At 62.3% G+C, this 12,919-nt stretch carries 12 protein-coding genes; 3 read left to right on the top strand and 9 right to left on the bottom strand.

Going from position 1 to position 12,919, the window contains the following annotated elements; all coding sequences use genetic code 11:
* Positions 1–49: 49 nt before the first annotated feature.
* Genes miaA through J3D60_RS24110 form a run of 5 tightly spaced genes read right to left on the bottom strand, consistent with a single transcriptional unit; the run spans position 50 to position 5,689 of the window.
* Positions 50–1,021, bottom strand: coding sequence for a tRNA (adenosine(37)-N6)-dimethylallyltransferase MiaA (gene miaA, locus J3D60_RS24130; RefSeq protein WP_253493064.1), 972 nt, complete (start codon positions 1,019–1,021; stop codon positions 50–52).
* On the bottom strand, positions 1,021–2,919 hold the full coding sequence (mutL, locus tag J3D60_RS24125; RefSeq protein ID WP_253494033.1) for a DNA mismatch repair endonuclease MutL: 1,899 nt from the start codon (positions 2,917–2,919) through the stop codon (positions 1,021–1,023). The genes miaA and mutL overlap by 1 nt, the downstream gene beginning before the upstream one ends.
* A gap of 14 nt (positions 2,920–2,933) precedes the next feature.
* Positions 2,934–4,355: an N-acetylmuramoyl-L-alanine amidase gene (locus J3D60_RS24120; RefSeq protein WP_027604902.1), complete on the bottom strand. Its 1,422-nt coding sequence runs from the start codon at positions 4,353–4,355 to the stop codon at positions 2,934–2,936.
* A gap of 15 nt (positions 4,356–4,370) precedes the next feature.
* Positions 4,371–4,841, bottom strand: a complete 471-nt coding sequence (gene tsaE, locus J3D60_RS24115; RefSeq protein ID WP_065940873.1) for a tRNA (adenosine(37)-N6)-threonylcarbamoyltransferase complex ATPase subunit type 1 TsaE — start codon at positions 4,839–4,841, stop codon at positions 4,371–4,373.
* Positions 4,829–5,689, bottom strand: a complete 861-nt coding sequence (locus J3D60_RS24110; RefSeq protein ID WP_253493062.1) for an NAD(P)H-hydrate dehydratase — start codon at positions 5,687–5,689, stop codon at positions 4,829–4,831. The genes tsaE and J3D60_RS24110 overlap by 13 nt, the downstream gene beginning before the upstream one ends.
* A gap of 63 nt (positions 5,690–5,752) precedes the next feature.
* On the opposite strand from J3D60_RS24110, the gene queG reads away from it, so the two are divergent.
* On the top strand, positions 5,753–6,817 hold the full coding sequence (queG, locus tag J3D60_RS24105) for a tRNA epoxyqueuosine(34) reductase QueG (RefSeq protein WP_065940871.1): 1,065 nt from the start codon (positions 5,753–5,755) through the stop codon (positions 6,815–6,817).
* Here the strand turns inward: queG and J3D60_RS24100 are convergent.
* A complete protein-coding gene (locus tag J3D60_RS24100) occupies positions 6,814–7,428 on the bottom strand; it encodes a trimeric intracellular cation channel family protein (RefSeq protein ID WP_065940870.1) in 615 nt (204 codons plus the stop codon). The two genes, queG and J3D60_RS24100, sit on opposite strands and share 4 nt — an antisense overlap.
* Positions 7,429–7,603: 175 nt before the next feature.
* On the bottom strand, positions 7,604–8,146 hold the full coding sequence (gene orn / locus J3D60_RS24095; protein WP_010213620.1) for an oligoribonuclease: 543 nt from the start codon (positions 8,144–8,146) through the stop codon (positions 7,604–7,606).
* 108 nt (positions 8,147–8,254) lie between these two features.
* On the opposite strand from orn, the gene rsgA reads away from it, so the two are divergent.
* On the top strand, positions 8,255–9,286 hold the full coding sequence (gene rsgA, locus J3D60_RS24090) for a small ribosomal subunit biogenesis GTPase RsgA (RefSeq protein ID WP_253493059.1): 1,032 nt from the start codon (positions 8,255–8,257) through the stop codon (positions 9,284–9,286).
* Between the two features lie 44 nt (positions 9,287–9,330).
* Here rsgA and motB read toward each other — a convergent pair whose 3' ends face one another.
* Positions 9,331–10,353 (bottom strand): flagellar motor protein MotB, encoded by a 1,023-nt coding sequence (gene motB, locus J3D60_RS24085; RefSeq protein WP_065940869.1) that lies wholly within the window; start codon positions 10,351–10,353, stop codon positions 9,331–9,333.
* 3 nt (positions 10,354–10,356) lie between these two features.
* Positions 10,357–11,208, bottom strand: coding sequence for a flagellar motor stator protein MotA (gene motA, locus J3D60_RS24080; protein WP_003171338.1), 852 nt, complete (start codon positions 11,206–11,208; stop codon positions 10,357–10,359).
* A gap of 167 nt (positions 11,209–11,375) precedes the next feature.
* Between motA and J3D60_RS24075 the strand changes: the two genes are divergently transcribed.
* Complete coding sequence (locus J3D60_RS24075; RefSeq protein ID WP_253493056.1) at positions 11,376–12,911, top strand: HDOD domain-containing protein; 1,536 nt, start codon at positions 11,376–11,378, stop codon at positions 12,909–12,911.
* Positions 12,912–12,919: the final 8 nt, after the last annotated feature.

Genomic DNA, 12,919 nt, shown 5'->3' with positions numbered 1-12,919 from the left:
ATAGCTTATGGCCGTCACACCCCCAAGGATAGACGGCAATTGCAAGGACTCAGCTCAATATGGAGACCGTTCCCAAGTATTTCAAGGCGCGTGACAGATTGTCGCTGCCCAGGCTGTCCAACCAGTGCAAATCGCTCCAGCTGCGCAGCCAGGTGAACTGGCGCTTCGCTAATTGGCGCGTGGCAATGATGCCGCGCTCCTGCATTTCGGCTGACGTCAGCTTGCCATCCAGATGATCCCAGACTTGGCGGTAGCCTACAGCACGGATCGAAGGTAACCCTGGATGCAGGTCACCTCTTGACCGCAGTGCTACGACCTCGTCCACAAACCCCTGTTCCAACATAATTGTGAATCTTTGTGCAATTCGTTCATGCAGCACCTGGCGATTTGCCGGAGCGATGGCCAGATTCGCCACAGTATAGGGCAATTGTGACTGTCCAGATGCGCCTGCATCAGCACTTTGCGCAGTTTGTTTCAGCCGCAGTTCAGTCATGGTCTGCCCGCTGACGCGCCAGACTTCCAGGGCGCGACTGAGGCGTTGGGGATCATTGGGGTGAATGCGCGCGGCAGATACCGGGTCAACCGCTGCCAATTGGTCGTGCAGGGCTTGCCAGCCAAGGCGTGCAGCCTCTTCTTCGAGTTCGGCGCGCACCTGGGCATCGGCGGGCGGCATGTCGGCCAGCCCTTCCTGCAAAGCCTTGTAGTAGAGCATCGTGCCGCCCACCAGCAAGGGGATGTTGCCCCGCGCGGTGATTTGCGCCATGGCGGCCAGGGCGTCGGTGCGGAAATCCGCTGCGGAATAGCTCTCGGTCGGGTCGATGATGTCGATCAACCGATGCGGATACTGCGCCAGCAGCGCTTTGGAAGGCTTGGCGGTGCCGATGTCCATGTCCCGGTAAACCAGGGCAGAGTCGACACTGATCAGCTCGCATGGCAGCACTTTGGTGAGCTCGATGGCCAGGTCGGTCTTGCCGGCGGCCGTGGGGCCCATCAGGAAGATCGCGGGGGGCAAGGCACTCATCAGCGGCCGCGCAAGAACAGTTTGTCCAGATCATCCAGGCCCATCTGGGTCCAGGTCGGACGGCCATGGTTGCACTGGCCACTGCGTTCGGTGTTTTCCATGTCGCGCAGCAGGCCGTTCATTTCCGGCAAGGCCAGGCGGCGATTGGCGCGGATAGCGCCGTGGCAGGCCATGGTGCCGAGCAGTTCGTTGATGTGCGCCTGGATACGGTCACTGGTGCCGTACTCCATCAAGTCAGCCAATACATCGGCCACCAGCCGGTTGGCTTCGGCCTGCTTGAGCAGCGCGGGAATCTGGCGAATCGCCAGGGTCTCAGGGCCCAGGCGCTGCAACTCGAAGCCCAGTTTCTGGAACACACTGTGATGCTCTTCGGCGCAATCGGCCTCACGCTGGCTGACCGCCAGGGATTCCGGAACCAGCAACGGCTGGCCACTCAGGCCTTCGCTGGCCATGGCGATCTTCAGGCGCTCGTACATGATCCGCTCGTGGGCGGCGTGCATGTCCACCAGCACCAGGCCATGGGCATTTTCCGCGAGGATATAGATGCCCTTGAGCTGCGCCAACGCGTAACCCAGCGGTGGGATATCACCGCCACCTTCCGGCAAGGCCACGGCGCCCGGCTCGGCACCTGGCAACGGTGCAAAGAATTCACGATAGGCAGCCTGTGCTTCGGCAACCGGCACGGCCGATTGCGGACGCGGTGTGTATTGGTACTGATAACCCGCTCCCGAGCCAGAGCCCGGCGCCGTATAGCTCGGCTGGGGTTGCGGCGATTGCAGCAGGTTTGCCGCCAGGCTCATTTCGCCCTGAGGGCCAAACTCGCCCGCTTCGGGGCCGCTCGGCCGCACCACCGCCGTCACGATGGGCGCAGACAACTGGTCATCCGGGCGCACATCGCCCAGGGCACGGTGCAAGGTGCCATAGAGGAAGTCATGCACCATGCGCCCGTCACGGAAGCGCACTTCGTGCTTGGTCGGGTGCACGTTGACATCGACCACCGATGGGTCGACCTCGAAAAACAGCACAAAGGTCGGATGCCGACCGTTGAACAGCACATCGCGATAAGCCTGGCGCACCGCGTGGGCCACCAGTTTGTCGCGCACCGCGCGGCCATTCACAAAGAAATACTGCAAGTCCGCCTGGCTGCGGGAGAAGGTCGGCAAACCGACCCAACCCCACAGGCGCAGGCCATTGCGTTCGATCTCAATCGGCAGCGCCTGCTCCAGGAACCCCGCACCGCACACTGCCGCGACACGGCGAGCACGCGCGGCGTCGTCGTTGGCTTCGTGCAGGCTGAGGATGGTCTTGCCGTTGTGACGCAGGTGAAACGCCACATCGAAACGCGCCAGGGCCAGGCGCTTGATGACTTCTTGCAGGTGATCGAATTCGGTTTTTTCGGCCTTGAGGAATTTGCGCCGCGCCGGGGTGTTGAAGAACAGGTCGCGCACTTCCACCGAGGTGCCCACCGGGTGGGCAGCCGGCTGGACCCGAGGCGCCATGTCGCGGCCTTCGGTTTCCACCTGCCAGGCCTGCTCGGCATCACGGGTGCGCGACGTCAGGGTCAGGCGCGCCACGGAGCTGATGGAAGCCAATGCCTCACCGCGAAAGCCCAGGCTCATCACCCGCTCCAGGTCTTCCAGGTCGCGAATCTTGCTGGTGGCGTGACGGGCCAGGGCCAGCGGCAGGTCATCGGAGGAGATCCCACTGCCATCGTCGCGGACGCGCAGCAGCTTGACGCCGCCCTGTTCCACATCGACATCGATACGCTTGGCGCCGGAGTCGATGCTGTTCTCCAGCAACTCCTTGATCACCGAGGCCGGCCGTTCAACGACCTCGCCCGCCGCAATCTGGTTGGCGAGGCGCGGGCTGAGCAATTCAATGCGCGACCCGCTGTTCAAGACTGATTCGCTCATTACTGTGCCGCCAATTCAGTGCCGGGGATGGTCAATACCTGGCCGATTTTCAACTCATCGCTCTTCAGGTTGTTGGCGCTGCGCAAAGACGCGGCCGAGACCTGGAAACGCACGGCCAGCATGGCCACGGTGTCGCCGGGCTGCACGCGATGGTCGCGCGGGCCCTGGGCGATTTTACCCGAGTCGCGCAGCCAGGCAATGTAGGTGCCCGGCGGCGGATTCTGCTGGAAGAACTGGCGCACACCGGCGCTGATAGAACGCGCCAAGGCCTGCTGGTGGCTGGCACTGGCCAGCTTCGAGGCTTCGTTGGCATTGGAGATAAATCCGGTTTCCACCAGGATCGATGGGATGTCCGGCGATTTCAACACCATGAACCCGGCCTGCTCCACGCGCTGCTTATGCAACGAGGTCACCCGGCCGATGTTGCTCAACACCTTCTGGCCGACGTTCAAGCTGGAGGTCAGCGAGGCCGTCATCGACAGGTCAAGCAGTACACCGGCGAGCATCTTGTCCTTGTCATCGAGGGACACGTTGCCGGCCCCGCCGATCAAGTCGGAACGGTTTTCACTGTCGGCCAGCCAGCGGGCGGTCTCGGACGTGGCGCCGCGATCCGACAGGGCAAACACCGAGGCACCGAAGGCCGCCGTCGAAGGCGCGGCGTCGGCATGGATCGAGACGAACAGGTCGGCGCCCTTCTTACGGGCGATTTCGGTACGGCCGCGCAACGGAATGAAGTAGTCGCCGGTACGGGTCAGTTCGGCGCGGTAGCCTTTCATGCCGTTGACCTGGCGCTGCAGCTCACGGGCGATGGCCAGCACCACGTCTTTCTCATGCTGACCGCGCGAACCGGAGGCGCCCGGGTCTTCACCGCCGTGGCCGGCATCGATCACCACGATAATGTCGCGCTTGCCGGCCGGGGCTGGCGGCGGCGGTGGCAGCTTGACCTGGGGTTGGGACGGGTTGACCGGTACGGCCGGCACTGTCGCCACGGCCGGGGTTGGCGCCGGCGGCGGCGCGGCATCGGCGGCGTTGTCGAACAGATCGACCACCAGCCGGTTGCCGTATTGGGCATTTGGTGCCAGGGAGAAGCTTTTCGGGGTCACGACCTTTTTCAGGTCGATCACCACCCGCAGGTCGGTCGGCGTGCGCTGCGCCGAGCGCATGGCGGTAATCGGCGTATTGGCGGTGGACACGTTCAACGGCGCGGCCAGGGTCGCACCATTGATGTCGATCACCAGGCGATCGGGCGCCGTGAGGGTAAAGACACTGTGCTGGACCGGGCCAGACAGGTCGAACACCAGTCGCGTGTTATCCGGCGCTCGCCACAGGCGAACACTCTTCACCTGTGAAGCAGCCAGAGCATTGACAGTCATTGCCGCAAGCAACACCCCTACGACAGCAACCAACGCGCGAAAGCGCATACCTAACCCCACCAATTATTTGAATTCCAAAGCCAGAGCGGCGCACCACGACTCACCGCGCGCACCCTGGGGCAACAACTTCAGCTGACGTCCGTGATCATGCGGCGTAATGGTAATGGTCAGGTCCGGCTTTGGCAAAAAGCCTGTGCCTTTATCTGGCCACTCGATCAGGCACAGCGCGTCTTCATCGAAGTAATCACGGATGCCCATGAACTCGAGTTCTTCGGGATCCACCAGGCGGTAGAGGTCGAAGTGAAAAGCCCGCACTGCGCCGATCTCGTAGGGTTCAACCAGAGTGAACGTGGGACTCTTGACCGCCCCCGCGTGGCCCAGACCGCGAATGATCCCCCGGGACAGCGTGGTCTTGCCCGCCCCCAGGTCGCCTTCAAGAAAGATCAGCCCTGACCCGGCCGTGACCTGGGCAATACGCTGACCTAACGCCACCATGGCGTCTTCATCGGCCAGGAAAAGAATTACTTCAGACACGGCGACTGCTCCTCCAGCAATTGACGAATGGCGGGTATCAGGTCGCTGGCGGCCAGCCCGCGACCAAAGCTGCCCTGGCGATCCCCCGCCGTGGCGTGCAACCAGACGGCCAGGCAGCTGGCTTCATAGGCCGGCATGCCCTGGGCCAGCAGCGCACCTACCAGGCCGGCCAAAACGTCACCGAGGCCCGCCGTCGCCATCGCCGGATGGCCTTGGTCACAGCGTGAAACGCGCCCGTCCGGGCTGGCAATCAAACTGCCAGCACCCTTGAGGATAGCCACTGCCTTGAATTTCTGACTCAACGCGCGCGCCACCTTAAGACGGTCGGCCTGAACCTCGGCTGTCGAAATCCCCAACAAGCGCGCCGCTTCCCCCGGATGCGGAGTGATCACGCAATGGGCCGGCAGGCTCACGCTGCCAGTCGCCAGTTGATTGAGCGCATCGGCATCCCAGACCTGCGGCTGCCGTGCATTGGCTGCGACGGACAACAGGCTTTTACCCCAGGCGGCTTCGCCCAGGCCGGGGCCAATGACGATTACCGAGATTTTTTCCAGCAAGCCCATCAACTGGTTGGCAGAGCTCACACCGACGCTCATGACTTCCGGCAAACGGGCCAGCGCGGCCGGCACATGCTCAAGGCGAGTAGCCAGGGACACCATGCCCGCACCACTGCGCAAGGCGCTTTCGGCGCCGAGCAACGCGGCACCGCCAAAGCCCCAGTCGCCGCCAATCATCAGCAGGTGACCGAACTGGCCTTTATGGGCGTCCGGGGAACGCGCAGCCAGTTGCGGCAAATGGCCGTGCAACAAAGGCTGAACGTCGGTTATTTCGTGTTTTGTCTGCGGCATGCGTCTTCAAGCTCCGATGTCTGGCAGAATTATACGCATCTAACCTGTGGTTTCCCGTGTCTCATGCCCGCTATTACCTCCGATCTGCCCGCCCTCGCCCAATCGATCAAAGACTGGGGCCGCGAGCTGGGCTTTCAACAAGTCGGCATCAGCGGCCTGGACCTGGCCGAGCATGAACAACATCTGCAACGCTGGCTCGACGCGGGCTACCACGGCGAGATGGACTACATGGGCGCCCATGGCAGCAAACGCTCGCACCCGGACGAACTGGTGCCAGGCACCCTGCGCGTGGTGTCGCTGCGCATGGATTACCTGCCCGGCGACACGCAGATGGCGCAACTCCTGGCAAAACCGGAAAAAGCCTACATCTCCCGTTATGCCCTGGGCCGCGACTACCACAAGCTGATCCGCAAGCGCGTGCAGCAGTTGGCTGACCGCATCCAGGCGCAGATCGGCCCTTTCGGCTTTCGCGCCTTTGTCGACAGCGCGCCCGTGCTGGAAAAGGCCATTGCCGAACAAGCCGGCCTTGGCTGGATCGGTAAAAACACCCTGGTGCTCAATCGCAAGGCCGGCAGTTATTTCTTCCTCAGCGAACTGTTTGTCGATTTGCCGCTGCCCGTGGATCCCCCCCACGCCACCGAGCACTGCGGCCGCTGCACCGCTTGCCTGGACATCTGCCCGACCAATGCGTTCGTCGGTCCCTATGTACTGGACGCACGACGCTGTATTTCCTACCTGACCATCGAACTCAAGAGCGCAATCCCGGAAGACCTGCGCCCGCTGATCGGCAATCGGGTATTCGGCTGCGATGACTGTCAGATCGTTTGTCCGTGGAATCGTTTCGCGCGACCCACTGCCGAAAGCGATTTCAAGCCACGGCACAACCTGGATAACGCGGAACTGGCGGAGCTGTTCATGTGGGATGAGGATAAATTCCTCAGCAGTACCGAAGGCTCACCATTGCGCCGTGCCGGTTACGAGCGCTGGCTGCGCAACCTGGCGGTGGGCCTGGGCAATGCGCCGTCGAGCATTCCGGTGCTGGAAGCCTTGAAGGCACGTCGGGATTACCCGTCGGAGCTGGTGCGCGAACATGTTGAATGGGCGCTGAACCAGCACGCATCGCGCTAGTGCACGTCGTCGTTGTAGATGAACTTGGGCATTTCCCAGTGAAACCGGATCGCCAGCAGGCGCAATAGAAAGCCGCTGAACAGGGTCAGTAGAATCGCCTGCTCGCTGGGCAGTTCCAGATAGAGGCACAGCAGGTAGAACCAGGCGGCGAGGAATGACACGCTGGCGTACAGTTCACGGCGGAAGATCAGCGGAATGTCGTTGCAGAAGATATCCCGCAGAATGCCGCCGAAGACGCCGGTGATCACCCCGCTGACCGAGGCCACCAGCATGCCGTGGCCCATTTCCAGGGCGGTCATGCAGCCGATCAAGGTGAACGCGACCAGGCCCACGGCATCCAGCGCGAGGAACAGCGAGCGCAGGCGACGCATCAAGGGTGCGATAAAGATCGTCACCAGCGCCGCGATGGAGGTCAGCACCAGGTATTCCGGGTGCTTGACCCACGTCAGCGGGTAGTGGCCGAGCAATACGTCGCGTACCGAGCCGCCGCCCAAAGCCGTCACGCAGGCGATCAGCACCACACCAAACCAATCCATGCCGCGCCGGCCGGCGGACAACGCGCCGGTCATGGCTTCGGCGGTGATGGCGATGAGGTAGAGCATCAGCAGCATGAAAGCGATCCTTGTAGTGAGCGGGCTTGCCCCGCGCTGGGCTGCGCAGCAGCCCCAAATACTTGGCGATGATATCTATAGGGAGAAATGCGGCAACGGCAGTGGGGCCGCTACGCAGCCCAACGCGGGGCAAGCCCGCTCACCACTGAAAGCCCGGACACGGCAAGAAACCGTTTCAAGCCTTGATGAAATGCTTGCGGTAGTGCTGGAGCTCGGCGATCGACTCGCGAATATCATCCAGCGCCAGGTGGGTGCTGCCTTTATGGAAGCTGTCCTTGACCTCGGGCGCCCAGCGCGCAGCCAGTTCCTTGAGCGTGGACACATCCAGGTTGCGGTAGTGGAAGTAGCTTTCCAGCGCTTTCATATGGGTATAAAGGAAGCGACGGTCCTGGCAGATGCTGTTGCCGCAGATCGGCGACTTGCCCTTGGGCACCCACTTCTCCAGGAAGGCAATGGTTTCGGCTTCGGCTTCGGCCATGCTGATGCGGCTGTCACGCACACGCTGGGTCAGGCCGGAGTTACCGTGGGTTCGGGTGTTCCACTCGTCCATGGTGGCAAGCACGGCGTCGCTGTGGTGGATGGCGATCACCGGACCTTCGGCCAAGGTGTTGAGGTTGCTGTCGGTGACAATGGTCGCCATCTCGATGATGACGTCGGTGTCAGGGTTCAGACCGGTCATTTCCAGATCGATCCAAATCAGGTTCTGTGGGTTTTGCATGGCTTGATTCTCTTGGCACCTTGGCGTAGCTGCGCAGTTTAGCAGGCGGGGCCGTGCTAGACTCGCGACCGTTTTACCCAACCTTTGCATTATCGACACGGAACACCAATGGCCAAACGCCAGCTCAACCGTCGCCAAAACTGGCGCATCGAAAAGATTCAAGGTGAACGCGCCGCCCGCGCCGCCAAACGTGAATCCTCCGCCGTGGAAGCGCTCGAGGGCGGCGACCTGGGCCCCGAACAGACGGGCCTGGTAATCGCGCACTTCGGTGTGCAGGTCGAAGTCGAGGCGCTGGAAGGCGAACTCGCGGGCCAAGTGTTCCGCTGCCACTTGCGTGCCAACCTGCCTGCGCTGGTCACCGGTGACAAGGTGGTCTGGCGCGCCGGCAACCAGGGCATCGGCGTGATCGTCGCCCAACTGCCGCGCAGCACCGAACTGCGCCGCCCCGACAGCCGTGGCCAGCTCAAGCCGGTAGCGGCCAACGTCGACATGATCGTGATCGTGTTTGCACCGCTGCCCGAGCCCCATGCCAACCTGATCGACCGCTACCTGGTGGCGGCCGAGCATGCCGGCATTCGCCCGTTATTGCTGCTGAACAAATTCGACCTGATCGACGAGCAGAATGCCCCCGCGCTCAACGCGCTGCTGGCGGTCTACCGCACCCTGGGCTACCCGGTGCTGGAAGTCTCGGCCCATCACGGCAATGGCATGGAACAGCTGCAACAGCAGTTGGACGGACGTATCAGCGTCTTTGTCGGCCAGTCGGGCGTGGGCAAATCCTCGCTGGTCAACAGCCTGCTGCCGGAAGTCGATACCCGCGTGGGCCCGCTGTCGGAGCTGTCCGGCCAGGGCACCCACACCACCACCACGGCGCGGCTGTTCCACTTCCCGGGCGGCGGTGAGTTGATCGACTCCCCGGGTATCCGTGAGTTCGGCCTCGGCCACGTCAGCCGCAGCGACGTGGAAGCGGGCTTTATCGAATTCAACGACCTGATCGGCACCTGCCGCTTCCGCGATTGCAAACACGATCGCGAGCCGGGCTGCGCCCTGCTCAAGGCCCTGGAAGACGGCCGCGTGCAGCAGCAACGAATGAACAGCTATCGGTCGATTATTGCGAGCTTGCCGGAAAGCAGTTACTAAACAACCAACAAGGCCGCGATGATCGCGGCCTTGTTGTTTATGGCTTATGAACCTGTCGCAGGTACCGTAGGGTCTTTCACCCCACCATCATCAAACAGGTTCAGCTTCTGCCGCAGCTCATGGGCCGGCAATGGCTCCTGGCCGGGCGGAATGGCGTTCGGGTCGGCCGGGACTTCACCTGGCGCACCCGCCCCTGAGGTTGGGACCGGTGGTGGTACAGGCTGGTCACCTTCAATCGCACGCTGAGCCTTTTTGGTCAGCACGACGATATCGATGCGACGGTTGATCGGGTTGAACGGATCCTTGGGATCAAACAGCTGCGAGGACGCAAACCCCACCACCCGCGCCACTTGCGGGTCGGGATAGCTGCCGGCCACCAGCGCACGACGCGCGGCGTTGGCACGGTTGGCGGAAAGCTCCCAGTTGCCGAAGTCACCCTGGCCCGCGTAAGGCTTGGCATCGGTGTGGCCGCTGATGCTGATCTTGTTCGGCACCGCCTTGATGGTGTCGGCCATGGCCAGCAGGATGTCTTCAAAGTACGGTTTCAAACGCGCGCTGCCAGAGTCGAACATCGGCCGGTTGGCGGCGTCGGTGATCTGGATACGCAAGCCATCCGGGGTGATCTCGAACGAAATCTGGTCCTTGAACTTCAGCAGTTGCGGGTTTTCCTCGACCTTGTTCTGCAACTCTTGCAGCAACAGCTCAAGACGTTCCTGCTCGACCTGCTCGGCCATGGCTTCGACGGTATCGCGCTCGATCGGGATTTTTTCCTGCGGTGCTTCGGTCTTGACTTCCGGGTTGATGGTGCGCTCAGGCGCCAACTGCGGCGAACCGCCCAGGTCGATCACAAAGGGCGTGCCGCTTTCCGAGAAGCCAATCGGGTCTTTGAAGTAGCCGGCAATGGCAATCTTCTGTTCGGGCGTGGCGGTGGACATCAGCCACAGCACCAGGAAGAACGCCATCATCGCCGTGGCAAAGTCGGCGAAAGCGATTTTCCAGGCGCCGCCGTGGTGCCCCGCAGCGAAGCGCTTGACGCGCTTGATGATTATCGGCTGGTTGTTTTCCATGGCTTAGCGACCGCGAACCGCTTGTTCCAGCTCGGCGAAACTTGGGCGATGCTTCGGGTACAGCACCTTGCGACCGAACTCCACCGCCAACGAAGGCGGCATGCCGGAAGCGGACGCCACCAGGCTGGCCTTGATCGATTCGTACAGGTTGATTTCTTCCTTGGCGTCGTGGGCCAGGGAGGTCGCCAGCGGGCCGAAGAAGCCGTAGGCCGCGAGAATACCGAAGAAGGTACCCACCAGCGCCGCACCTACGTGCATGCCGATAGCCGCCTGGTCACCTTCCCCCAGGGAAGCCATGGTTACCACGATACCCAGTACCGCCGCGACGATACCGAAGCCGGGCATGCCGTCGGCCACACCGGTCACGGCATGGGAAGGATGCTCCAATTCTTCCTTGAGGCTGAACAATTCCATGTCGAACAGGCCTTCAAGCTCATGGGGAGCCATGTTGCCGGAGGACATGATGCGCAGGTAGTCGCAGATGTAGGCGGTCATGCGCTCATCTTTGAGCACGGCCGGGTACTTGGCGAAAATCGGGCTGGCCGCGGCGTCTTCGATGTCGGCCTCGATGGCCATCATGCCTTCGCGGCGGCTCTTGTTGAGGATCTCGTAAACCAGGCCCAGCACTTCCAGGTAGAACGTGTGGGTGAAGCGCGAACCGAACATGCTCAGCGACTTCTTGATCACGTGCATGGTCATGTAGCCGGGGTTCGCCTGCAGGAAGGCGCCCAGTGCCGCACCACCGATAATCATCACCTCGAAAGGCTGGATCAGTGCCGCAATTTTACCGTGGGACAGGACGTAGCCGCCGAGCACGCTCGCGAAGACGACGATAATGCCGATAATTTTAGCCATAGGAGATGAGTACTTGCGCCGTCGGGTTCATGGACATATTTGGGGGAACTGGAAAACTCTTGTTCTACTTATCGGCAAAACTGCGCCAGACTATAGCCCGTTAAGGCGAAAAGCCAGTTCGGCCCGCTCCGGGTGTGTTGACCGCAAGTGATGATCGCGCCCCAATCATGGCTAATGAAACGACAGTCCCAACTGCAAAACCTGCTTCTCTAGCCGCTTGGATCAAGCGCCTGGACGAAGTGCTGCTGCCTGTTCCACAGGCCAGCCATGACCGCGTGTGCAAAGCCATCCGCGATAGCCGCAGTTCGTTGCGGGATATTGCCGAGCTGATGCAAAACAGCCCGGCCCTCGTACTCAGTGTCATGCGCGAGGCCAACAGCCACACCCATGGCAGCCTGACGGCGCCGGCGGAAAACCTCGAAGTGGCGCTTAACCGCCTGGGCCTCAAACGCGCCGAGGAACTGCTGGCACGCCTGCCGTCAGTGCCGGCCCCTGAAATTCCCGTAGCGCTGCGCCAGTTGCTGCTGGTCAGCCAGCACGCCTCGCAACAAGCCAATGGATTGTTCGGCAGCCGCCTGGCGCGGCTGTGGCAGGACATTCATTGGGGCAGCCTGCTGTTTCTTTCACCGCTGTGGCCGATGGCCGTTGCCTACCCCAAGCTCCTGGAAGAATGGGAACTGCGGGTCATCCACAAGGGCGAGTCGGCACGCAAGGTCGAACAGGCATTGTTCGGCGTGCGCCTGCTGGACCTGTGCCTCGGCCTGACCGAGACCTGGCACCTGCCGATCTGGGTATCCCAGGGGTATACCTTGCTGCGGACCGAGCAGCGCTTACTGGTCAAGGCCCTGCACATCGCCCGCGAAGACGACCCTCTTCGTCACCAGCAACTGCTCGACGCCGACCCAAACCTGCGCCGCTGGTTGAATCAGCCGGCCAATACAGTGCTGCTGGCCAACGGCCTGGCGATGTCGGCCCAGGAATCCTGGACCTGCCCGCACACCCTGCGCTGGCAATACCTCACCGCGCTGTACCTGCAACAGCCCCTGAGCGAAGTGCAGCAACAGGTGCACCAGCAAGCCGTCACCAGTGCCCGCGACACCTTGATGCCCGACCTCTGGCACCCGGCGCTGTCGCTGATCTGGCCGTGGCATGTGCACAAGATTCATCGCGGCCTGCTGCCCGCGCCACCGCCCACCGCCGAAGCCCTGGCTGTCTGGCGCAAGCGTTGTACCGAACTGCTGGTAGAGCCGAGCCGCTTTGCCAACGCCATGCATTTGACCACGTGCGCCAAGGAAGCCCTGGTGGCCAGCGGCATGCAGCGCGTCATGCTGTTCATGGCCGATCGTGCCCTGAGCACCTTGCGCGTACATCAGGCCGACGGCCTGCCGAAGGACGCCGCCAACCTGAGCCTGGATGTGGTCAACAGCACGCTGCTGCAGCGCCTGCTGGAAAAGTCCGCTCAGGTGCGCCTCACACCGGAAAACCACGCCCAGTTCTCGGCACTGCTGCCACCGATCCTGCGCCGCTTGTTCAGCGGCGAGCACCTGTTGTTGCGGTCCATGAGCTGCAACGGGCGCGTGGTGATGGTGATGATCGCCGACCAGGGCGGCGGGCCTTTCTCGGAAACCACCGTGCAGGCCTTCGGCAAAACCGCCCAATGCATCGAGAAAGCCCTGCACAGCTTTACCAACCGCAGCGCTTGATGCTTGCG

The organism is Pseudomonas sp. S3E17, from assembly GCF_024168685.1.
Classification (GTDB): Bacteria; Pseudomonadota; Gammaproteobacteria; order Pseudomonadales; family Pseudomonadaceae; genus Aquipseudomonas; species Aquipseudomonas marginalis.
Note: the sequence above shows the minus strand (reverse complement) of the source record. Positions and strands in the feature narration are given on the sequence as shown.